This is a genomic window from Cronobacter sp. 153480017-3 (assembly GCF_053627815.1).
Map to the genome: position 1 here is coordinate 1 of NZ_JBSEYN010000007.1, position 22,248 is coordinate 22,248.

The following is a 22,248-nucleotide window of genomic DNA, read 5'->3' on the forward strand; positions in this document are numbered from 1 at the left end:
GTGTGAAGAAATTCGGTGGAGCGGTAGTTCAGTCGGTTAGAATACCTGCCTGTCACGCAGGGGGTCGCGGGTTCGAGTCCCGTCCGTTCCGCCACTTATTAAGAAGCCCTGAGTATTTACTCAGGGTTTTTTTTCGTCTTAATAATTATTATTGCGAATCAAACAAAAAACTCCTGCTTTTATTACTCTTTTTCATCTCAATCATTCCTCTCATAATCTCTTTATATTCAGAAGAGAGGTAAAACATGAGAGTTCCTGCATTCGGTTTAGGTACGTTCCGTCTGAAAGATGACGTCGTCATCGCATCGATAAAAGATGCTCTTGATGTGGGCTATCGCGCCATCGATACCGCACAGATTTACGATAACGAAGCGGCAGTAGGCCAGGCGATTAAAGAAAGTGGCGTGGCACGCGATGAGCTATATATCACCACCAAAATTTGGACTGAAAATCTGAGCAAAGATCGCCTGATCGTAAGTTTGAAAGAGAGCCTTCAGAAATTGCGGACAGATTATGTGGATCTCACGTTGATTCACTGGCCTTCACCAGGAAATGCTGTAAGCGTTCAAGAATCTCTGGAGGCATTGCTTGAAGCCAAAGCACAGGGCCTGACGCGTGAGATTGGTATCTCTAACTTTACGATTGCGCTGATGCAGCAAGCAATAGATGCCGTGGGCATTAATAATATAGCAACCAATCAGATTGAGCTGTCGCCTTATCTGCAAAACCGTAAGGTGGTTGAATGGGCGCAGGCACAGGGGATTCATATCACTTCTTATATGACGCTGGCCTATGGCAACGCGCTCAAGGATGAAACGATTATCCGAATCGCGCAGAAGCATAATGCTACGCCTGCGCAGGTCATCCTCAGTTGGGCGATGGCACTGGGCTATTCAGTGATCCCGTCCTCAACGAAGCGTGAGAATTTACAAAGTAATCTGGGCGCTTTGTCGCTTACGCTGAATGCTGACGATATGTCGGCTATCGCCGCTCTCGATCGTAATGATCGTCTGGTGAGTCCTGATGGCCTGGCACCAGACTGGGATTGAAACTAGCCCCTGTTGGGGCTATTTTTTTATCCATTCACTCAGAAAATCAATGAAGGTCCGGATTCGCGTACTCACAGCCCGATCGCTGTAATAGACTGCACTAAAGGGCATTTCTACCGGCAATCTATACTCCGCCAATAACTCGACAAGTTTTCCCTGTTCGATTTCTTTATCAATCATAAAGTCAGATAAGCACGCGATCCCATTACCGGTAAGGCACAGTTGCTTGAGCGTTTCGCCGCTGTTCGAAGTCATTCCCGGCGTAATTTCCAGTAGCTGGCCATCTTCACAGGCAACCGGCCAGGTGTTCAAAGATACGGGTTCGGTAAAACCCAGACAGACATGATCGTTGAGCTCGCATATATTTTTCGGCACGCCATAACGCTCAAGGTAATCGGGAGCAGCAACGATTTTCCGGTAACTGGTAAAGAGCGGTCTGGCGCGCAGGCTGGAATCCGTCAGCGTACCCGCACGTATGGCTACGTCTACTTTGCGCTCAATCAGGTTGATAAACGTCTCGGAAGAAACCAGCGACAGCGCGACTTCAGGATAGCGCTCGCGAAAGGGCTTGATCATCGGTATCAGCAAATGAAGGATCACAGGCGTAGCGGCATCGATCCGTAACAGCCCGCGCGGCGTCTGACGGCTTTCCATCAGCTCGGTTTCAGCTGCCGCCATCTCCTGTAACACCTGCTGAACGCGGCGAAAATATCGTTCGCCTTCCTCTGTCAGACTCAGCTGGCGCGTTGTGCGATTAAGCAAGCTGACACCAAGTTTCATCTCAAGCTTCTTCACTGCGCGACTGACCGCTGAATTCGCGAGGTTGAGCTGTTCTGCCGCCCGGCTAAAACTTCCGCTCTCTACCACAGCGACAAAAATAATCAGTTCATCAGAAGAGGCTTTCATTGTTGCTCCACAGGCAAAATTTGCATGGCATTTTAGAGAATTCGGTTATTTAACCACAGCGTTTTATAGCACGCCATGTACGAACTGATGCGCTGATATAACCGACGACACTCACGCGCGGCTTTCATCCCGCCCATTGCATCCGTGAGCTAAAATCCCTATAACAGGTAAAGGTCGCTTATCTTGCGAACACATCTACAGGGGTTAGCAGCGAAACGTGCGAAAAAATACTTATGCCATGCGCTATGTCGCCGGTCAGCCAGCAGAACGTATTCTGGCGCCAGGATCGTTTGCGAGTATAGGAAAGGCATTACCCGCCGGCGCTCCCTTGCCCGGAGATGGCTCTCTCCGGGTGCTGGTCTGGAATATCTTCAAGCAACAGCGTGCTGAATGGCTTTCTGTCCTGCAAAATTTCGGCAAAGAGGCGCATCTGGTCTTATTACAGGAGGCGCAGACCACGCCTGAGCTGGTGCGCTTCGCGACAACCAACTATCTGGCTGCGGATCAGGTTCCTGCCTTTGTGCTGCCGCAACACCCGTCAGGCGTGATGACGCTCTCTGCCGCACATCCGGTCTATTGCTGCCCGCTGCGTGAGCGTGAGCCTATCCTGCGTCTCTCTAAATCGGCGCTGGTCACGGTCTATCCGCTGCCCGATGGCCGCTTACTGATGGTGGTGAACATTCACGCCGTCAATTTCAGCCTGGGTGTGGATGTCTACAGTAAACAACTCGGCCCTATCGGCGACCAGATCGGCCATCACAGCGGCCCGGTCATTATGGCAGGTGATTTCAACGCCTGGAGCCGCCCGAGGATGAATGCGCTTTACCGCTTCGCGCGTGAAATGTCACTGCGTGAAGTGCGTTTTACCGATGACCAGCGCCGTCGTGCGTTCGGTCGCCCGCTCGATTTCGTGTTTTATCGCGGTCTTGCCGTACAGGAAGCTTCCGTCCTGGTGACGCGCGCCTCCGATCACAACCCGCTACTCGTCGAATTCAGTCCCGGCAAACCTGAGCAGAAGTAAGGTGTGTCAGGTCTGCCGTTGGGCAGACCCTGCGCCTGCCCTTTCTTTTACTCAACGCAAGGACATGACAATGACAACACACTCTCATCACGACAACGTCGAAAAGCAGTTTGGCTCCCAGGCGAAGGCCTATTTGACCAGCCAGGTGCATGCTACAGGGCGCGATCTCGTTCATCTGCGCGCGCGGCTGGCGGCATTCCCGCAGGCGCGCCTGCTCGATCTGGGTTGTGGGGCAGGGCATGCCAGCTTTACGGCCGCGGAACAGGTACGCGAAGTGGTAGCGTACGACTTGTCCTCTTCCATGCTCACGGTCGTGAAAGAAGCGGCGCGTGAACGCGGGCTTAAGCATCTGTCGACCTGTCAGGGTTATGCCGAGTCGTTGCCTTTTGAGGCGGAGAGTTTTGATATCGTCATCAGCCGCTATTCGGCGCACCACTGGCACGATGTCGGTCTGGCGTTGCGTGAGGTAAAGCGTGTTCTGAAGCCCGGCGGCATGATGATCATGATGGATATTCTCTCGCCCGGCCATCCGGTGCTGGATATCTGGCTGCAAACGATCGAAGCGCTGCGTGATACCTCGCATGTTCGTAACTATGCCAGTGGCGAGTGGTTGCAGATGTTCAATCAGGCCGGGCTTATCACGCGGGATGTGCGTACCGACAAACTGGCGCTGGAGTTTGGCAGCTGGATCGCACGAATGCGTACACCCGACACGCTGTCGCAGGCTATTCGGGTTTATCAGCAAAGTGCGTCAGCAGAAGTGCAACGCTATTTCGCGCTGCAGGAGGACGGATCTTTTACCAGTGATACGATTATCATTGAGGCGAGCAAGGCGGCATAACGCCAGATAAAGAAAAAGGCACCGGGGGAATCGGTGCCTTTCTTGTTTATACGGCTTGTCGTCAGGAATCTGGCGTCGAACTGTTCTTAACAAACAGGGTGATTTGATCGCCCGGTTGCAGATTGTCCGTATCGCTGTTCCAGCGCAACACATCCTTAATGTTAACGCCGTGACGCTTAGCAATGCTTGCGAGCGAATCGCCCTTGCGCACTTTATAGGTGATACTGTCGTTATTGCTTGCCAGTTCACCCGCGCCGCTAACCGTGCCGACAGAGAGCGTCTGGCCTGGTTTCAGTTTCGCGCCGCGCAGATTATTCCAACGCTGCAAATCTTTGGTGCTGACGTTCATCCGTGCGGCAATCGCGGAAAGCGTATCGCCAGAACGGACTTTATACGTCCGCGCAGACAGTGAATTGTCCGCAACCATAGTCGGCTGAACCGCAGCGATTTCACCGGCGGCCAGAGACGTACGCAACTGCTGCGCATGTTTCTGTGGAACCATCACGTACTGCGGCCCGCTTACGCCGAGGGTTGAGCCCTTAACGCCTGCGTTGAAGGTTTTCAGTTTATTCACTGAAATCCCGGCCATTTCCGCCAGTTGTTCCATTTCCACCGGGTTATTCACCTTCACGCGTGCCAGCGCGCGGCTTTCATCCGTTGTTGGTAAACGCACCCCATACCGCTTGCTGTTTTTGAGTATGTCACTCAGCGCCAGCATTTTCGGCACGTAAATTTTGGTTTCCTGTGGCAGTGAGAGCGACCAAAAATCCGTGGGTTTGCCACGTGCTTTATTCGCTTTCATTGCCTTCAATACACGACCTTCACCGCTGTTGTAAGCCGCGACAGTGAGTAGCCAGTCGCCGTCAAACATCCGGTTCAGACGTTGCATCATGTTGAGTGCGGCAGTGGTTGAGGCCACCACGTCACGACGCGCGTCATAATTTCGGGTCTGTTTTAAACCATAATTCCGCCCCGTGCTCGGGACAATCTGCCAGATGCCTGCGGCATTCGCGCCAGATGTCGCGTGGGGGTTAAAAGCGCTCTCCACTATGGGTAGTAGTACCAGTTCCATTGGCATATTACGTTTTTTAATCTGCCCGGCTATCCAGTACATATACGGCTCTGCCCGTAAAGTTACATCGTGGAGATAGCTCTTATTACTCAAGTACTTCAGTTTTTGTTCGCGGATCCGGTCATTTTCCGGAATCCCCATCTTTAGCTCGTCGCCAATGAAAGTCCACAGGTCCTGATCTTGCGCGAGGAAAGTTCCATCATCCATCCAACGCGCAGAAGCCGCTCGACCAGCGAACTTTCCTGCTTCCCCTTGACCAGCCGCAGAAAGGCTCTGTGCATGCTGTTGAACGCCGCCGTCATGTTGAGACGCCTGGCACCCCACAAGCAGGACAGAGGCGAGTAAGATCGCTTTTGCCTTCATGTGTGTGTCAATAGTTGCTTAAAAGACGAGCAATGATAACGGCGAACTTTCCCGAATACAAGCAAGAATTTCTAGAAGTTATCTTTCTTTGACCTTAACCATGCAAATCTCTCTTCAGGAGTGGACAACCGAAGATCTGGATTAATTTTATCAATTAAATCATCGTCTTCTAATCGCAGGTAAAGATTTATTTGGCGCTCATTTTTAAGAATTGAGGGTAGTGTTTTTTGATTTTTTGCACGTAACTCATTAACTTCTCGATAATATTGGGTTAAAGCGGGATCGTCCGGTAAAATAGCCACTAAAAACTTAAGATTGCTTAATGTGTACTCATGCGCACAGCAAATAAGCGTATCTTCAGGCAGCGCGTTTATTTTCTGAAAGGAGTGATACATCTGCGCGGGCGTGCCTTCAAACAGGCGACCACAGCCAGCGGAGAACATCGTGTCGCCGCAGAAAAGATAAGGGAAACTGAAATATGAGAAATGTCCTAAAGTGTGACCTGGCGTAGAGAATGCAAGGAATTCGCAGCCAAGGATGTTGAACTTCTCCCCATCGTTGACTACAACCTGCGCGCCTTTGCTGCGGGTCTCTTCCGGCCCGTACACAGTAATATCCGGGAACCGCGCCACTAAGGCTTTCACGCCGCCCGTATGGTCGTGGTGATGATGCGTAAGCAGGATAGCCACCGGCTGCCACTGGTTTTCCTCAAGGGCGCGAAAAACGGGTTCTGCCTCGCCAGGGTCGACAAGCAGGCATTTTCCTTCATCATCATTCAACACCCAGATGTAGTTATCCTCGAAAGCAGGAATACTGTTAAGATTCATAAATCACCTCTTATGCGTTACGGAAGGTAGTGATGAAACCGGCACGGACACCCGCGACACTCAGCGCTCCGGCCCACTGGGATGCGTTTTCCTGGGGCGACCATTATCGCGCGACGCTTGAGCGGGAACTCCAGCCCTGGCTTGGGAAAATGTATGGCTTTCATTTACTTAAGATAGGCAATCTCAGCGCGGAGATAAACACCGAAGCCTGCGCGATTTCACATCAGGTCAATGTCGCCTTACAGGGCGACGCATTACAGGTTAAGTGCGATCCGCTGCATCTGCCGTTTGCCGCGAAATCCGTGGATGCCTGTCTGCTGGCGCATACGCTGCCCTGGTGCCCCGATCCGCACCGTCTGCTTAATGAGGCGGACCGCGTGCTGATTGACGACGGCTGGCTGATTATGACGGGATTCAATCCCGTCAGCCTGCTCGGGGCGGCCAAACTTCTGCCGTTTGTGCGCAAACGTGCGCCCGTAAATAGCCGCATGTTTACCATGATGCGTCAGATGGACTGGCTATCGCTGCTCAATTTCGAACTGCTCCATTACAGCCGCTGCCAGGTATTGCCGTGGTGTCGGCAGGGCGGAAAGATGCTGACCAGGCATCTGCCGGCACTCGGATGTTTGCAGGTGATGGTAGCGCGTAAGCGCACCATCCCGCTGACCATTAACCCGTTAATGAAGCCGCGCGCCCGTACGCATCTGCGCCCGGCGGTCGGCGCCACGCGCCAGTACCGTAAACCTTAGCTGGCTGTCGCTTCAGGCTGATAGCCGGTATCTTCCAGCGTCGGGGCCATTGCGGCTGCGCGGGCCAGTTCGTCGCAGCGTTCGTTTTCCGGGTGACCGGCATGGCCCTTCACCCACTCCCATTTGATTTCGTGCTGGCTCAGCGCCGCATCCAGCCGCTGCCATAAATCGACATTTTTTACCGGTTTCTTCTCGGCGGTTTTCCAGCCGCGTTTTTTCCAGTTATGGATCCACTGGGTGATGCCCTGGCGGACATACTGGCTGTCGGTACTGAGCGTCACAATGCAGTGCTCACGAAGCGCCTCAAGGGACACAATCGCCGCCATCAGTTCCATACGGTTATTGGTGGTCAGACGATAGCCAGCGCTGAAGGTCCGCTCATGCTGTTTATAGCGCAGGATAGCGCCATAGCCGCCAGGCCCCGGGTTGCCGAGACAAGATCCATCGGTGAAAATTTCTACCTGTTTACGCATCTCTGGTAGACTTCCTGTGAGTAAAAAGCCAAGTCTGACATAAACGAGCGCTATGAGCACAGCTATTACACGACAGATCGTTCTGGATACCGAAACCACCGGTATGAACCAGATAGGCGCCCATTATGAAGGGCACCGCATTATTGAGATCGGTGCGGTTGAAGTCATCAACCGCCGCCTGACCGGCAATAACTTCCACGTCTACCTGAAGCCCGACCGGCTGGTGGACCCGGAAGCTTTTATGGTTCACGGAATTTCCGATGAGTTCCTGATGAATAAGCCCGTGTTCGGCGATGTAGTGGATGATTTTCTCGATTACATCCGCGGCGCTGAGCTGGTCATTCATAACGCTTCGTTCGATATCGGCTTTATGGATTACGAATTCGGCATGCTCAACCGCGGCATTCCGAAAACCGAAACGTTCTGCAAAATCACCGACAGCCTGGCGCTGGCCCGTAAGATGTTCCCGGGCAAGCGCAACAGCCTCGATGCGTTATGCTCGCGTTATGAAATAGACAACACCAAACGTACGCTGCACGGGGCGTTGCTCGATGCCCAGATTCTTGCGGATGTCTATCTGGCGATGACCGGCGGGCAGACGTCTATTGCGTTCGCGATGGAAGGTGACGGGCAACAGCAACAGGGCGATACCGGCATTCAGCGCGTGGTACGCCAGGCCTCTCGCCTGAAAGTGGTCCGGGCGTGCGATGAAGAGCTGGCGGCGCATGAATCACGTCTCGATCTGGTACAGAAGAAGGGCGGCAGCTGCCTCTGGCGCGCCTGATTGTACTGAAAACGCTGACAAAATCGCCGGGCGGGCGATTTTTAAAGCAAACGATTCAAAATGTGAGAAAAAGCGTTGACGGCACAGGGGGCAGCCCGTAATATTCGCCCCGTTCCCAGGGGAACACAACGCGGAGCGGTAGTTCAGTCGGTTAGAATACCTGCCTGTCACGCAGGGGGTCGCGGGTTCGAGTCCCGTCCGTTCCGCCACTATTCAGAAAGCCCGAATCAGCAATGATTCGGGCTTTCGTCATTTCAGCGTCAGGAAAAAACGCGGGCCGCAAACGACCCATAGCGTTTTACTCAAGCGTAAAACGGTCGGCATCCTGCCAGGCGGGGAATTTCTCGCGGTACTCTCTGAGCGACTCCAGCGACAATTCGGCTTCCACACGCACTGCCTGGTGTGGCTCGCTGGCGGCGATGATGTCGCCCTGCGGGTTGATAATACGGCTGTCGCCGCGGTAGTGGTGACCGTTACCATCGCTGCCGACGCGGTTACAGCCCGCGACATACGCCTGGTTCTCAATAGCGCGTGCGGTCAGCAGCGCCTGCCAGTGCAGGGCGCGCGGAGCGGGCCAGTTCGCCACATACAGCGCCAGGTCGTAATCGTCGCGGTTGCGCGACCACACAGGGAAGCGCAGGTCATAACAGACCAGCGGCAGAATGCGCCAGCCGCGCCACGCCACCACCAGGCGCGTGTCGCCCGCCACATAATGCTGATGCTCATCGGCCATGCGAAACAGATGCCGTTTATCGTAGCGATGCACCGCGCCCTGCGGCTCCACCAGCAGAAAACGGTTCACCGGCCCGCGCTCGCTCTGCAACGCCGCGCTGCCGGCCACCATCGCGCCGGTCTGGCGGGCTTTTTCCTGCATCCAGGCGACGACGGTCTCTTCGGGCAGCGATGACTGCGCGGCTTCCATCGCAAAGCCCGTGGTAAACATCTCCGGCAGCACAATCAGATCCCGTCCCTGGACCTTCTCCAGTAGCAGGTCGAAGTGGCGCAGGTTAGCGGGCCCGTCCATCCAGCTGAGTGGCTGCTGCATCAAAGAAATTTTTAAACCAGACACGTTCAGACTCCCCCGTCATTGGCAACTCAGGTCACTTTATCATGCACGCGACAGGATGCGAGGCAATAAAAAACCCCGCCGGAGCGGGGTTTTTAACAGGCCAGAATCAGGCTGCTTCGACTTTACGTACCGTCTCCGGCAGCTTTACCGGCTGTGTCGCCAGCGCGTCCGGTTCGAAATCGTCTACGTTAATACTGCGCAGACGGCTCTCTTCGGCGCGGATAAGAATGGCGGCCTCATCTTCATTGATACGGCCTTCTTTCAGCGCGCGTTTCGCCAGCTCATCAAGGCGGGTGAACGGCAGGTTTTTGCCCATCTCTTTGCAAATGCGCTGGTGGATAGGATCGGCGGCCATCACTTCCAGCAACGCCTGTTCCAGCAGCCCGACCGGGTTATGCTCGCTCGGCGTCAGGTACTGACCACGGCCGATGCGCGAGCGGGTCGCCGACGGCGTTTGCAGGATCTTCGCAAGCTTATGGTCGAGCTTATCGGAAGGCGCGTCGTAACGGCGGCCCGCCGGGAAAATCGCCAGGCTCAACAGGCCAGCCACCGCGCCATTCGGGAAGTTACGCAGCAGATCGCTGATTGCCTGCTCGGCCTGATGCAGCGCATCCTGCACGCCCCAGTGCACCAGCGGGAGATCCGCTTCCTGGCGGCCTTCGTCGTCATAGCGCTTGAGCACCGCCGAGGCCAGATAGAGCTGGCTCAACACATCGCCCAGGCGCGCCGAGATACGCTCGCGACGCTTCAGGCTGCCACCCAGTACCGCCATCGACACGTCGGAGAGCAGGGCCAGGCTGGCGCTCAGGCGGTTGATATGCTGATAGTAGCGGCGCGTGGCGTCTCGGGTCGGGCTGCGGCTGGTCAGGCCGTTGGTCAGGCCAAGCCAGAAGCTGCGCACCAGGTTGCTGCCCACGTGGCCGATATGGCGGAACAGCAGTTTATCGAAGGCGTTCACGTCGTTATTCTGCGCCGCCGCCATCTCTTCCAGTACATACGGATGGCAGCGGATCGCGCCCTGGCCGAAGATCATCATGGTGCGGGTCAGGATATTCGCGCCTTCCACCGTAATCGCGATAGGCGCGCCCTGATAAGCGCGGGCCAGGAAGTTGCCCTCGCCAAGCATAATGCCTTTACCGCCTGCGATATCCATCGCGTCAATAATGGACTGCTGACCGCGGTGGGTGCAGTGATATTTCACAATCGCCGACAGGACCGCCGGTTTTTCGCCAAGCATAATGCCGTAAGTAATCAGCGACGCCGCGGCGTCCATCACGTAGGCGTTACCGGCGATACGCGCCAGCGGCTCTTCAATCCCTTCCATCTTACCGATAGAGACTTTGAACTGACGGCGAATATGGGCGTAGGCACCGGTGGCGAGCGCAATCGACTTCAGGCTACCGGTCGAGTTAGACGGCAGCGTAATGCCGCGGCCCACCGACAGGCATTCCACCAGCATACGCCAGCCCTGACCGGCCATTTTCGGCCCGCCGATAATGTAATCGATAGGGACGAAGATATCTTTGCCGCGCGTCGGCCCGTTCTGGAACGGCACGTTGAGCGGGAAGTGGCGACGGCCGATTTCCACACCCGGCGTGTTTGTCGGGATCAGCGCGCAGGTAATGCCGAGTTCCTGCTCGCCGCCCAGCAGGCGATCCGGGTCAGAGAGTTTGAACGCGAGGCCCAGTACGGTGGCGATAGGCGCGAGCGTAATGTAGCGCTTGTTCCAGGTGAGGCGCATGCCGAGCACCTGCTCGCCCTGCCACTCGCCCATGCAGACCACGCCGGTATCCGGGATAGCACCGGCGTCAGAGCCCGCTTCCGGGCTGGTGAGCGCAAAGCAGGGGATTTCCTGGCCACGCGCCAGGCGCGGCAGGTAGTGGTTTTTCTGCGCGTCGGTGCCGTAGTGTTGCAGCAATTCGCCGGGGCCGAGGGAGTTCGGCACGCCAACGGTGATGGCGAGAATGCCGGAGACGCCAGCGAGTTTTTGCAGCACGCGGGACTGCGCGTAAGCCGAGAACTCCAGACCGCCGTACTCTTTTTTGATGATCATCGCGAAGAAGCGATGCTCTTTCAGAAATGCCCACAGCTCCGGCGGTAGATCCGCCATTTCGTGGGTTATCTGGAAGTCGTTCGCCATGCGGCACGCTTCTTCCACCGGGCCGTCGAGAAACGCCTGCTCTTCGGCGGTCAGCTTCGGCTGCGGGTAGTTATGAAGCTTCTGCCAGTCCGGGTTGCCGCGGAACAGATCGCCTTCCCACCAGGTCGTCCCGGCGTCGATCGCTTCTTTCTCCGTGCGCGACATCGGCGGCATCACTTTACGAAAGCCGCGGAACACCGGGGCGGAGATCAGCGATTTACGCATCGGCGTAACGTTGAGAGGCACCAGAATGATCGCCAGCGGCACCAGCAGCCACAGCGACCAGAGGCCAGCGGCGCCGAGCGCGGCGGTCCAGGCGAGCAAAATCAGGCTGCTGAGCGGCAGGCTGACGCGATGGTAAAACAGCGCACCGATAAGAACGAGGGTGGCAACGATACTCAAGATCATCATAAAGAAAAGCTCCCTTGCTTGTAGGAGGTCTGACCACTTGTGATGATATGGTTGTAGAGGATGTTGCTTTTTTTAGCAATGCGTTCACAAAATAATTACAACCTGGCTCACATTGTTGCCGCACGTAAACGCAAAACCTGTATGCCCGGCGCGGTGTAGCGCTTCTCGCTCCCGGCGCTATCCGGTACACTGCATCCGGTTACTTTTTAATGCTGAAGGATATCCCTCATGTACCAGGATCTGATTCGTAACGAGCTGAACGAAGCGGCCGAAACGCTGGCTAACTTTCTGAAAGATGAAGCCAATATTCACGCTATCCAGCGTGCGGCGGTGTTGCTGGCAGACAGCTTTAAAGCGGGCGGTAAAGTGCTCTCCTGCGGTAACGGCGGCTCGCACTGCGACGCGATGCACTTCGCCGAAGAGCTGACCGGGCGCTACCGTGAAAACCGTCCGGGCTACCCGGCGATCGCGATTTCCGACGTCAGCCACATCTCCTGCGTCGGCAACGACTTCGGTTACGACCACATCTTCTCCCGCTATGTCGAAGCGGTGGGGCGCGAAGGCGATGTTCTGCTCGGCATTTCTACCTCCGGCAACTCCGGCAACGTGATCAAAGCGATCGACGCCGCGCGCGCCAAAGGCATGAAAGTCATCACGCTGACCGGTAAAGACGGCGGCAAAATGGCGGGAACGGCGGATGTGGAAATTCGCGTACCGCATTTCGGCTATGCTGATCGTATTCAGGAAATTCACATCAAAGTGATCCACATCCTGATCCAGCTTATCGAAAAAGAGATGGTCAAAGCCTGATAAGGCGCTGTCGCCGGGCGCGCGACGCACGTCCGGCATGCCCCAGTGACGCCTTCCGAAAGGAGGGCGGCGTGTGATGAGGTGATTTATGTGCGAACTGCTCGGGATGAGCGCCAATGTGCCGACGGATATCTGCTTTAGCTTTACCGGCCTCGTGCAGCGGGGCGGGGGAACCGGGCCGCATAAAGACGGCTGGGGCATCACCTTCTATGAAGGCAAAGGCTGTCGCACGTTTAAAGATCCACAACCGAGCTATAACTCGCCCATCGCGAAACTGGTGCAGGACTACCCCATTAAATCGTGTTCCGTGGTGGCGCATATCCGCCAGGCGAACCGCGGCGAAGTCGCGCTCGAAAACACCCATCCGTTTACCCGTGAGCTGTGGGGCCGCAACTGGACTTATGCCCATAATGGCCAGCTGACCGGCTACCGCTCGCTCGATACCGGCCCGTTTCGCCCGATTGGCGAAACCGACAGCGAAAAAGCGTTCTGCTGGCTGCTGCACAAACTCACCACGCGCTACCCGCGCACGCCAGGCAACATGACGGCGGTCTTTCGCTATATCGCGGAACTGGCGGGTGAACTGCGGGAGAAGGGCGTTTTCAATATGCTGTTGTCAGACGGGCGCTATGTGATGGCGTTCTGCTCCACCAACCTTTTCTGGATAACGCGTCGCGCGCCGTTTGGCGTCGCCAAACTGCTCGATCAGGATGTGGAAATTGATTTTCAGGAAGAGACCACACCTAATGATGTGGTCACGGTGATTGCCACTCAGCCGCTGACGGGCAATGAAACCTGGCACAAAATCATGCCAGGCGAGTGGGCGTTATTTTGTCTCGGGGAGCGTGTAGTTTGACGCCAGCTGCGGGTGCACCACGCTGCTGCTGAGCGGTTTGCTGACCACGTAACTGCCGTTCACCACAGAGACCACCGGCGGCTGACGGGTCGCCATAAAGTAGTCGTAGCCTGGCTTAAGCTGTTTCCAGAAGCCGATGTAGTACGAATACTTGTGGCGCTCCATATTGGCGTCGGTCATGCGGAACGGATAGATGCTGACCTGCACGTTCGGCTGACCAAACACCAGCGCGCCGGTGACGAACTGGAAAATCTCATCGATATTTTTATCGGTCATCGCGTAGCAGCCCACAGACACGCACGCGCCGTGGATCATCAGATATTTCCCTTCATACCCGTTAGCGCGGTCAAACGCGTTCGGAAAACCGATATTGATCGCTTTATAAAAACGGCTGTCGGGTTTGAGCTGGCTGCGCTGCACGCTATAGAAGCCTTCCGGGCTTTTGAAATCGCCCTGGCGGCGTTTCGGCCCAAGACCGCCGGAATAGTTGCAGATGCGGTAGCTATCCAGTAACTGATACTGCTCGCCCATCTTGACGTACAGCTCAAGCGTGCGCTCTTCCTTAAAGATCTGGATATAAACCGGGGAACCCATTAACTGCTGTTTTAATTCTTTTTTTATTGGGGTAACGCTGTCGCTACTGACTGTACTGGCCCATGAAAAGCACGACACCAGAAGCATTGCGATTAACAATGCGATTTTACGCATACTGCTTGTTTCCTTGATAAAGCTAAGACCGATGCCGAAAGGCGAAGGGACCCAAAATAAGACTATTCTGGTTCAGGAGCGCTCACATTAGCATCGCTGTTATTTTTCGCAAGCGCTGCCTGCAGCGTTTACAATTAAGTTTTGCTTAACTTCCTTACGCCCCAGAGAATTTACGCAATTATGGCGGAATAAGGAAGGTTGCCGCCGCCCCCATTTTTTGCCAGACTGTATGGACATACAGTGCGGGGCGTGGCGATGCGCAAAATCATTCATGTCGATATGGACTGCTTTTTCGCGGCGGTAGAGATGCGCGATAATCCAGCCCTGCGCGATATTCCGCTCGCCATTGGCGGCAGCCGCGAACGGCGCGGCGTTATCAGCACCGCCAACTATCCGGCGCGTAAATATGGCGTGCGCAGCGCCATGCCCACCGCGATGGCGCTCAAGCTCTGCCCGCATCTCACGCTGTTGCCGGGGCGTTTTGACGCCTATAAAGAAGCGTCTGCCCATATCCGGGAAATATTCTCGCGCTATACCTCGCTGATTGAGCCGCTTTCGCTCGACGAAGCTTATCTGGATGTCACCCACAGCCCGCACTGTTACGGCTCGGCGACGCTGATGGCCAAAGAGATCCGCCAGACGATTTTCGACGAACTCCAGCTCACCGCGTCGGCGGGTATCGCGCCGATCAAATTCCTCGCCAAAATAGCCTCCGATCTCAACAAGCCCAACGGGCAGTATGTGATAACGCCTGAAGAGGTGCCGGCGTTTTTGCGCACGCTGCCGCTTGGCAAGATCCCGGGCGTTGGCAAGGTGACGGCGGCGAAGCTTGAGAGCCTCGGCCTTCGTACCTGCGAGGATGTGCAAAAGAGCGATCTCGCCGCGCTGCTCAAACGCTTTGGCAAGTTCGGGCGCGTGCTGTGGGAGCGCAGCCAGGGGATAGACGACCGTGAAATCAGCAGCGACAGGCAGCGTAAATCGGTCGGCGTCGAGCGCACGCTGGCAGAGGATATCCACGAATGGACGGAGTGTGAGGCGATTGTGGAGCGGCTCTACCCGGAGCTTGAGCGCCGCCTCGCCGCCGTTCAGCCGGATCTACGCATCGCCCGCCAGGGCGTGAAGCTCAAATTTAACGATTTTCAGCTCACCACGCAGGAGCATGTCTGGCCGAAGCTCAATAAAGAGGATTTGCTCGCCACGGCGCGTAAAACCTGGGAAGAGCGCCGCAGCGGGCGCGGCGTGCGGCTGGTGGGGCTGCACGTGACGCTGCTTGACCCGCAAATCGAGCGGCAGCTGGTGCTGGGGTTGTAGGGGCTTTTCCTCGGGCCCGGTGGGTGCGCTCCGCTTACCCACCCTACATGGCTGACGTTGCAGCTTTTTGTCGTCGGGACTGACGGGTGCGCTCCGCTTACCCACCCTACAAGCTGAAGTTGTCGATTCTTGTCATTAGGTCTGGTGGGTGCGCTCCGCTTACCCACCCTACATGATGATAGCCGTCGGGAAGCGTAGGGCGGGTAAGCGTAGCGCACCCGCCTTTTAAACCCGCCCTGCCAAAACAAAAAAGGCGGCCCCAGGGCCGCCTTTCTTTTACATCAAACGCTTATTTCGCCGGGATCGCTTTCAGCAGCTCGGTCAGCAGCGTCCAGTAGTGGCCCACGCTTTCAATATGCACCTGCTCATCCGGCGAATGCGGCCCGGTAATGGTCGGCCCGATGGAGACCATATCCATCTGCGGGTACGGTTTCTTGAACAGCCCGCACTCCAGACCCGCGTGGATCACCTGGATATTCGGCGTCTTGTTAAACAGACGCTGATAGGTTTCACGCACCAGCGCCATCACCGGCGAGCTGGCGTCCGGCTGCCAGCCAGGGTAGCTGCCCTTGGCCACGGTTTTCGCGCCTGCCAGCGCGCCGAGCGATTCCAGCATGCTCACCACGTAATCTTTACCGCTGTCGATAAGCGAGCGGATCAGGCAGATGATTTCCGCCTGCTCGTCGGTCATGGTCACCACGCCCACGTTCAGGGAGGTTTCTACCACGCCTTTCGCCACGTCAGAATTGCGAATCACCCCGTTCGGCGTCGCGTTCAGCAGCGCGATAAACGCATCGCGGCTCTGCGCGGTCAGCGCGGCTTTATCGGTCGAGGCCGCTTCCAGCACAACGGTGATGTTCTTCTCTTTAACGGAGAGCTCGTTTTTCAGGATATCGAGATAGGTATTCGCCAGCGTTTTCAGCTCGCCTGCATTAGCGGCAGGCACCGCGACGGTCGCGAACGCTTCGCGCGGGATGGCGTTACGCAGCGTACCGCCGTTGAAATCCACCAGGCGCAGATCCAGCTCCTGCGCATGACCGCACAGGAAACGCGCCAGCAGTTTGTTGGCGTTGCCGAGGCCCAGATGAATATCGCCGCCGGAGTGACCGCCTTTCAGCCCTTTGAGCGTCAGTTTGAACGTCTCAAAACCGGCCGGGATAGCTTCGCGGGAGAGCGGCAGCGTGGAGATAAAATCGATACCACCGGCGCAACCCATATAGATTTCGCCTTCTTCTTCGGAATCGGTATTAATGAGGATATCGGCCTGCAGCCAGCCTGCCTGCAAACCAAACGCGCCGTCCATGCCGGCTTCTTCGGTCATGGTCAGCAGCACTTCCAGCGGGCCGTGTACGACGCTGTCGTCCGCCAGTACCGCGAGCGCGGACGCCATACCGATGCCGTTATCCGCGCCAAGCGTGGTGCCGCGCGCTTTCACCCATTCGCCATCGATATACGGCTGGATGGGATCTTTTGTGAAATCATGAACGGTGTCGTTATTCTTCTGCGGCACCATATCGAGGTGCGCCTGCAGCACGACCGGTTTACGGTTTTCCATGCCGGCGGTCGCCGGTTTGCGAATTAAAATGTTGCCCACCTGATCGCGCTCGGCAAACAGGCCTTTTTCCTTCGCCCAGCCCATGATGTGTTCGGCGAGTTGTTCTTCATGGTAGGACGGATGCGGAATGGAGCAGATTTTCGCGAAAATATCCCACAGCGGTTGAGGGGAGAGTTGAGACAGTTCAGACACGTTAAGTCTCCTTGACTGGGCCCGGTGCAGCGCGGCGTGCGGGCCTCTGGGTTATCGTTGTGATGTGCCGCAAGACGGGCCTGGGCAATAGCCCGAGAATACCACTTTCTTTTATGCTGTGCAGACCAAAGCGAGCAAAAACCACGGCCCATGCCGCGTGGCACTGGTTTTTAGCGGCTCAGATCTCTATAATCTCGCGCAACCTATTTTCCCCCTGAACACTTTTTAAGCCGTTTTTTAAACTGGCCGGGACACTTCACATGAGCGAAAAATACGTTGTCACCTGGGATATGTTACAGATCCACGCGCGCAAGCTGGCGAGCCGTCTGCTGCCTGCCGAGCAGTGGAAAGGCATTATCGCCGTCAGCCGCGGCGGTCTGGTGCCGGGCGCGCTGCTGGCGCGCGAACTGGGTATCCGTCACGTCGATACCGTCTGTATCTCCAGCTACGACCATGACAACCAGCGCGAACTGAAAGTTATCAAGCGCGCAGAAGGCGATGGTGAAGGCTTTATCGTGGTGGACGACCTGGTGGATACCGGTGGCACCGCAGTGGCTATCCGTGAGATGTACCCGAAAGCCCGCTTCGTGACGATTTTCGCTAAACCGGCAGGCCAGCCGCTGGTGGATGACTACGTGATCGACATCCCGCAGGACACCTGGATCGAGCAGCCGTGGGATATGGGCGTCGTTTTTGTGCCGCCGCTGTCCGGCCGTTAATCCCGTCCTTACGCATCTTTACGCCCGGCACTGCCGGGCGTTTTTGTTTTTATCCGCCGCCTGCGAGTACAATCATGTTTTGTGCTGTTTTTACGGAGGCAGAAAGCATGTCGCAGGCCAATCTGAGCGAAACCCTGTTTAAGCCGCGGTTTAAATACCCGGAAACCTCGACGCTGGTACGTCGTATTCAGCACGCGCCGCCTCCGGTGATCCAGTCCACGCTGGACGGTAAAACGGTGCCGCAGTGGTATCGCATGATTAACCGCCTGATGTGGGTCTGGCGCGGCGTCGATCCGCGGGAAATCCTTGAAGTGCAGTCGCGCATCGTGCTGAGCGACGCCGAACGCACCGATCCCGCGCATTACGACACCGTCATCGGCTATCGCGGCGGCAACTGGATTTATGAGTGGTCGAAGCAGGCGATGGCGTGGCAGCAGCGCGCCGGGCAGGAGACCGACGAAGCGGCCATCGGCAAGGCTTGGCTGATGGCTTCCACGCTCTACAGTATTGCCGCCTATCCGCACCTGAAAGGCGATACGCTCGCCGAACAGGCGCAGGTGCTGGCGAACCGCGCATATGAAGAGGCCGCCACGCGGCTTTCCGGCGAACTGCGCGAGCTCTCGTTCCCGATCCCCGGCGGCGCGACCATTACTGGCTTTCTGCATCTTCCCAAAGGCGGGCAGGGGCCGTTCCCGACCGTTCTGATTTGTGGCGGCCTGGACGCGCTGCAAAGCGACTACTTTACGCTTTTCGAGCGCTACTTCGCGCCGCTCGGCATCGCGATGCTCACCATTGATATGCCCTCGGTCGGCGCGTCGTCCAAATGGACGCTGACGCAGGATTCCAGCCTGCTGCATCAGCATGTGCTTCAGGCTCTGCCAAACCTGCCGTGGGTCGATCACACCCGCGTGGCGGCGTTTGGGTTTCGCTTCGGGGCGAACGTGGCGGTGCGCCTCGCGTATCTTGAAGCGCCGCGCCTTAAAGCCGTGGCCTGTCTCGGCCCGATGGTGCATCAGCTCTTCAGCGATCCGGCGCGCCAGGATCAGGTGCCGGAGATGTATATGGATGTGCTGGCGAGCCGTCTTGGCATGTATGACGCCTCGGACAACGCGCTGCGTGTCGAGCTCAACCGCTATTCGCTGAAAACCCAGGGGCTGCTCGGCCGCCGCTGCCCGACACCGATGCTCGCAGGCTACTGGAAAAACGACATTTTCAGCCCGGAGGAGGAGTCGCGTTTAATCGCCTCGTCATCTGTGGACGGTAAGCTGCTGGAGATCCCCACTTCGCCGGTGTACAGCAACTTTGATAAGGCGCTGCATCAGATTTCCGGGTGGGTAAACCATAAATTGCGTTAATCATTGGCTAATTTCCATTGGTTTGGTAAAACAATGGCTTCACAAAAGGAGATCGCAATGACGTTACCGAGTGGACACCCGAAAAGCAGGATGATTAAGAAATTCACTGCCCTTGGCCCGTATATTCGGGAAGAGCAGTGCGAAGGCAACCGCTTCTTCTTTGATTGCCTGGCTGTTTGCGTCAACGTCAAACCTGCGCCGGAGAAGCGTGAGTTCTGGGGCTGGTGGATGGAGCTGGAAGCGCACGAAGACCGCTTTACCTATACCTGGCAGTTCGGCCTGTTTGATAAAGAGGGCGACTGGACGGCGGTGCCTATCAAAGACGACGAGGTCAAAGAAAAGCTTTCGCAAACGCTGCGCGGTTTTCACGAAAGACTGCGCGCGCTGCTCGCCTCGATGGATTTAAAACTGGAGCCGGTAACAGAAGATCTTAAGCTTTCTGCCTGAGCCGCATTTCAGTTAATACTTAAATAACGCATAAAAAATAACCCCGCCGACGCGGGGTTATTTTTTTATCGTAGCCACACGATGTGATAAACGCCCACGGCGTGGGCGTGGGGAATATTAATCAGAACTGGTAAACGAGGCCCAGCGCAACAACGTCATCGTTGTTGATCTTAAGCTTGTTGTCGTCGTCCAGCTGGTTAATTTTATAATCCACGAAAGCGGACATGTTTTTGTTGAAGTAATACGTGGCCGCCACGTCGTAATATTTCACCAGATCAACGTCGCCAATGCCGTTTTCAACATCTTTGGCTTTAGACTGCACGTAACCGATGGACGGACGCAGGCCGAAGTCGAACTGATACTGCGCAACCACTTCGAAGCCCTGGTTTTTATTGGCAAAACCGCCGGTGATCGGGGTCATGTTGCGGGTTTCCGCATAGGTCGCCGCCAGGTAGATATTGTTGGCGTCATACTTCAGGCCGGTCGCCCAGGCTTCCGCGTTATCGCCTTTACCGAGCGTGGAATTACGCTGCGCCAGCGTACGGTTTGATTTGGTGTAAGCGCCGCCGATGCTCACGCCGCTGTCGCCCAGCGCGTAGTTAACAGAGGCACCGTAGCCGTCGCCGTTGGCTTTGCTGGCGGCACGGCTGTCGTTCTCGTTCTTGCCCTGGTATTGCAGGCCGAATTTCAGACCATCCACCAGACCGAAGAAATCGGTGTTGCGGTAGGTGGCCACGCCAGTGGTACGGCCGGTCATAAAGTTATCGGTTTTGGTGTAAGCGTCGTCACCGAATTCCGGGATCATATCGGTGTAAGAACCCACGTCATACAGGATGCCGTAGTTACGACCGTAATCAATGGAGCCGAGATCGGCGAATTTCAGGCCCGCAAAAGCCAGACGGGTTTTGGTTGCGCTGTTCGTGCTGTCGCCTTCCACTCGGTTAGCGGCAACCTGATATTCCCACTGGCCGAAACCGGTCAGTTGATCGTTAATTTGGGTAGCGCCTTTGAAGCCCAGACGGATATAAGACTGATCACCGTCTACAGCGTCGTTATCGCTCATATAATGTTCGGCTTTAACACGGCCATAAAGATCCAGCTTGTTGCCGTTCTTGTTATAAATTTCTGCGGCCTGAGCAGCAGAAGACGCAACAATACCCATCACCACTAATGCCAGAGTGCTCTTTTTCATCATTAATCCCAATCATTATTTACGCGCTAAAATTCGCGGGTCAAAGACCTGTGAAAAAACAAGATGGGTTTTAACGGTCGGATATGAAAAAAATATGACAAAGTAAGATAAATTTTAAAAAGGTATATTTTTCGTAAACTGTAATAAAACTATCAAAATTCACCGCTATGCTTGCCGGTTCGCTTGCGCGCCGTGCGGTTTTTATGGCCGGGAGTTGGCAAGGGCGCGCTCTCCTGTTACAACGTCATTTTGGGTTTAATTTTTCCAATTTCGTTGATACGGCAAAACATCATGAGTAACAGCCAGACCCTGGTGGTGAAACTGGGGACCAGCGTCCTGACGGGCGGCTCCCGCCGCCTGAATCGCGCCCATATTGTCGAACTGGTGCGCCAGTGCGCGCAGCAACACGCCGCCGGGCATCGCATTGTCATCGTCACGTCCGGGGCGATTGCCGCCGGGCGCGAGCACCTGGGCTACCCGGAACTGCCGGCGACTATCGCCTCCAAGCAGTTGCTGGCGGCCGTCGGGCAGAGCCGTCTGATCCAGCTCTGGGAGCAGCTTTTTTCGATTTACGGCATCCATGTGGGGCAGATGCTGCTGACCCGCGCAGATATGGAAGATCGCGAGCGCTTCCTGAACGCGCGCGACACACTCACCGCGCTGCTGGATAACCGCATCGTGCCGGTGATTAACGAAAACGACGCGGTCGCCACGGCGGAAATTAAAGTCGGCGATAACGATAATCTCTCGGCGCTGGCGGCGATTCTGGCGGGCGCCGATAAACTGCTGCTGCTGACCGACCAGCAGGGTCTCTTTACCGCTGACCCGCGCAACAACCCGCAGGCCGAGCTGATTCAGGATGTCTACGGCATTGACGACACGCTGCGTGCGATTGCGGGCGACAGCGTCTCCGGCCTCGGCACCGGCGGCATGGGCACCAAGCTTCAGGCCGCGGATGTCGCGGGCCGCGCGGGTATCGAAACCGTGATCGCGGCGGGCAGCAAGCCGGGCGTGATTAACGATGTTATCGAAGGGCTGCCGGTCGGCACGCGCTTCCACCCGCAGCAGACGCCACTCGAGAACCGCAAGCGCTGGATCTTCGGCGCGCCCCCCGCAGGCGAAATCACCGTCGACGAGGGCGCGCAGTCGGCCATTCTGGAACGCGGCAGTTCGCTTTTGCCGAAAGGCATTAAAAGCGTGACCGGCAACTTTTCGCGCGGCGAAGTGATTCGCATCCGTAATCTGGAAGGGCGCGACATCGCCCACGGCGTCTCCCGCTATAACAGCGACGCGCTGCGCCGCATCGCCGGGCACCACTCGCAGCAGATTGACGCCATTCTCGGCTATGAATATGGCCCGGTAGCGGTTCACCGCGACGACATGATCACCCAATAAGGA

Annotated in this window: 21 protein-coding genes and 2 tRNA genes; 14 read left to right on the plus strand and 9 right to left on the minus strand. The window is 56.3% G+C overall.

Annotation, left to right across the window (positions count from 1 at the left end; genetic code table 11):
• Window positions 1-17: 17 nt before the first annotated feature.
• Together ACUW6V_RS15520 and dkgB are read left to right on the plus strand one after the other, a co-directional pair.
• Window positions 18-94: transfer RNA gene (locus ACUW6V_RS15520), tRNA-Asp, on the plus strand.
• A gap of 151 nt (window positions 95-245) precedes the next feature.
• Entirely contained in the window at window positions 246-1,049 is an 804-nt protein-coding gene (dkgB, locus tag ACUW6V_RS15525) for a 2,5-didehydrogluconate reductase DkgB (protein ID WP_012125695.1), read from the plus strand.
• An 18-nt stretch (window positions 1,050-1,067) separates the two neighbouring features.
• Here dkgB and yafC read toward each other — a convergent pair whose 3' ends face one another.
• On the minus strand, window positions 1,068-1,955 hold the full coding sequence (gene yafC / locus ACUW6V_RS15530) for a DNA-binding transcriptional regulator YafC (protein WP_012125694.1): 888 nt from the start codon (window positions 1,953-1,955) through the stop codon (window positions 1,068-1,070).
• Between the two features lie 217 nt (window positions 1,956-2,172).
• Between yafC and ACUW6V_RS15535 the strand changes: the two genes are divergently transcribed.
• Window positions 2,173-2,976 (plus strand): endonuclease/exonuclease/phosphatase family protein, encoded by an 804-nt coding sequence (locus ACUW6V_RS15535; protein ID WP_004387420.1) that lies wholly within the window; start codon window positions 2,173-2,175, stop codon window positions 2,974-2,976.
• Window positions 2,977-3,046: 70 nt separating this feature from the next.
• The gene (locus ACUW6V_RS15540) at window positions 3,047-3,817 is read left to right on the plus strand and encodes a class I SAM-dependent methyltransferase (RefSeq protein ID WP_041460606.1); all 771 of its coding nucleotides are present in this window, start codon (window positions 3,047-3,049) and stop codon (window positions 3,815-3,817) included.
• Window positions 3,818-3,878: 61 nt separating this feature from the next.
• Here ACUW6V_RS15540 and mltD read toward each other — a convergent pair whose 3' ends face one another.
• Complete coding sequence (gene mltD, locus ACUW6V_RS15545; RefSeq protein WP_004387418.1) at window positions 3,879-5,252, minus strand: murein transglycosylase D; 1,374 nt, start codon at window positions 5,250-5,252, stop codon at window positions 3,879-3,881.
• A 71-nt stretch (window positions 5,253-5,323) separates the two neighbouring features.
• On the minus strand, window positions 5,324-6,079 hold the full coding sequence (gene gloB, locus ACUW6V_RS15550; RefSeq protein ID WP_007892232.1) for a hydroxyacylglutathione hydrolase: 756 nt from the start codon (window positions 6,077-6,079) through the stop codon (window positions 5,324-5,326).
• A 32-nt stretch (window positions 6,080-6,111) separates the two neighbouring features.
• On the opposite strand from gloB, the gene ACUW6V_RS15555 reads away from it, so the two are divergent.
• Complete coding sequence (locus ACUW6V_RS15555) at window positions 6,112-6,828, plus strand: class I SAM-dependent methyltransferase (protein ID WP_004387416.1); 717 nt, start codon at window positions 6,112-6,114, stop codon at window positions 6,826-6,828.
• Here ACUW6V_RS15555 and rnhA read toward each other — a convergent pair.
• A complete protein-coding gene (gene rnhA / locus ACUW6V_RS15560; protein WP_161571848.1) occupies window positions 6,825-7,400 on the minus strand; it encodes a ribonuclease HI in 576 nt (191 codons plus the stop codon). The genes ACUW6V_RS15555 and rnhA overlap by 4 nt on opposite strands.
• Between rnhA and dnaQ the strand changes: the two genes are divergently transcribed.
• Both dnaQ and ACUW6V_RS15570 read left to right on the plus strand, forming a co-directional pair.
• Window positions 7,354-8,085 (plus strand): DNA polymerase III subunit epsilon, encoded by a 732-nt coding sequence (gene dnaQ, locus ACUW6V_RS15565; RefSeq protein WP_007864609.1) that lies wholly within the window; start codon window positions 7,354-7,356, stop codon window positions 8,083-8,085. The genes rnhA and dnaQ overlap by 47 nt on opposite strands.
• 132 nt (window positions 8,086-8,217) lie before the next feature.
• Window positions 8,218-8,294: transfer RNA gene (locus tag ACUW6V_RS15570), tRNA-Asp, on the plus strand.
• Window positions 8,295-8,383: 89 nt separating this feature from the next.
• On the opposite strand, the gene ACUW6V_RS15575 is transcribed toward ACUW6V_RS15570, so the two are convergent.
• Together ACUW6V_RS15575 and fadE are read right to left on the minus strand one after the other, a co-directional pair.
• Complete coding sequence (locus tag ACUW6V_RS15575) at window positions 8,384-9,154, minus strand: amidohydrolase (RefSeq protein ID WP_032988186.1); 771 nt, start codon at window positions 9,152-9,154, stop codon at window positions 8,384-8,386.
• A gap of 106 nt (window positions 9,155-9,260) precedes the next feature.
• Window positions 9,261-11,705: an acyl-CoA dehydrogenase FadE gene (gene fadE / locus ACUW6V_RS15580; RefSeq protein ID WP_454038574.1), complete on the minus strand. Its 2,445-nt coding sequence runs from the start codon at window positions 11,703-11,705 to the stop codon at window positions 9,261-9,263.
• 228 nt (window positions 11,706-11,933) lie between these two features.
• On the opposite strand from fadE, the gene lpcA reads away from it, so the two are divergent.
• Together lpcA and ACUW6V_RS15590 are read left to right on the plus strand one after the other, a co-directional pair.
• The gene (gene lpcA / locus ACUW6V_RS15585; RefSeq protein ID WP_007698112.1) at window positions 11,934-12,515 is read left to right on the plus strand and encodes a D-sedoheptulose 7-phosphate isomerase; all 582 of its coding nucleotides are present in this window, start codon (window positions 11,934-11,936) and stop codon (window positions 12,513-12,515) included.
• Between the two features lie 88 nt (window positions 12,516-12,603).
• The gene (locus ACUW6V_RS15590) at window positions 12,604-13,371 is read left to right on the plus strand and encodes a class II glutamine amidotransferase (protein WP_004385353.1); all 768 of its coding nucleotides are present in this window, start codon (window positions 12,604-12,606) and stop codon (window positions 13,369-13,371) included.
• Here the strand turns inward: ACUW6V_RS15590 and dpaA are convergent.
• Window positions 13,342-14,079 (minus strand): peptidoglycan meso-diaminopimelic acid protein amidase, encoded by a 738-nt coding sequence (gene dpaA, locus ACUW6V_RS15595; protein WP_004385352.1) that lies wholly within the window; start codon window positions 14,077-14,079, stop codon window positions 13,342-13,344. The genes ACUW6V_RS15590 and dpaA overlap by 30 nt on opposite strands.
• A gap of 255 nt (window positions 14,080-14,334) precedes the next feature.
• Here dpaA and dinB point away from each other — a divergent pair, with 255 nt between their 5' ends.
• Window positions 14,335-15,390: a DNA polymerase IV gene (dinB, locus tag ACUW6V_RS15600; protein ID WP_105536702.1), complete on the plus strand. Its 1,056-nt coding sequence runs from the start codon at window positions 14,335-14,337 to the stop codon at window positions 15,388-15,390.
• Window positions 15,391-15,679: 289 nt separating this feature from the next.
• Here dinB and pepD read toward each other — a convergent pair whose 3' ends face one another.
• Window positions 15,680-17,137 carry a cytosol nonspecific dipeptidase gene (pepD, locus tag ACUW6V_RS15605; protein WP_032988167.1) on the minus strand — a complete coding sequence of 486 codons (1,458 nt, stop codon included), beginning with the start codon at window positions 17,135-17,137 and terminating at the stop codon, window positions 15,680-15,682.
• A gap of 260 nt (window positions 17,138-17,397) precedes the next feature.
• Here pepD and gpt point away from each other — a divergent pair, with 260 nt between their 5' ends.
• The 3 genes from gpt (at window position 17,398) to crl (ending at window position 19,658) form a co-directional block, all read left to right on the plus strand.
• Window positions 17,398-17,856, plus strand: a complete 459-nt coding sequence (gene gpt, locus ACUW6V_RS15610) for a xanthine phosphoribosyltransferase (protein ID WP_004385350.1) — start codon at window positions 17,398-17,400, stop codon at window positions 17,854-17,856.
• Between the two features lie 107 nt (window positions 17,857-17,963).
• Entirely contained in the window at window positions 17,964-19,211 is a 1,248-nt protein-coding gene (gene frsA, locus ACUW6V_RS15615; RefSeq protein WP_004385349.1) for an esterase FrsA, read from the plus strand.
• 57 nt (window positions 19,212-19,268) lie between these two features.
• Window positions 19,269-19,658, plus strand: a complete 390-nt coding sequence (crl, locus tag ACUW6V_RS15620) for a sigma factor-binding protein Crl (RefSeq protein WP_004385348.1) — start codon at window positions 19,269-19,271, stop codon at window positions 19,656-19,658.
• Between the two features lie 121 nt (window positions 19,659-19,779).
• Here crl and ompC read toward each other — a convergent pair whose 3' ends face one another.
• On the minus strand, window positions 19,780-20,850 hold the full coding sequence (ompC, locus tag ACUW6V_RS15625) for a porin OmpC (protein ID WP_004385347.1): 1,071 nt from the start codon (window positions 20,848-20,850) through the stop codon (window positions 19,780-19,782).
• A 291-nt stretch (window positions 20,851-21,141) separates the two neighbouring features.
• Between ompC and proB the strand changes: the two genes are divergently transcribed.
• Window positions 21,142-22,245: a glutamate 5-kinase gene (gene proB, locus ACUW6V_RS15630; RefSeq protein WP_004385346.1), complete on the plus strand. Its 1,104-nt coding sequence runs from the start codon at window positions 21,142-21,144 to the stop codon at window positions 22,243-22,245.
• Window positions 22,246-22,248 lie beyond the last annotated feature (3 nt).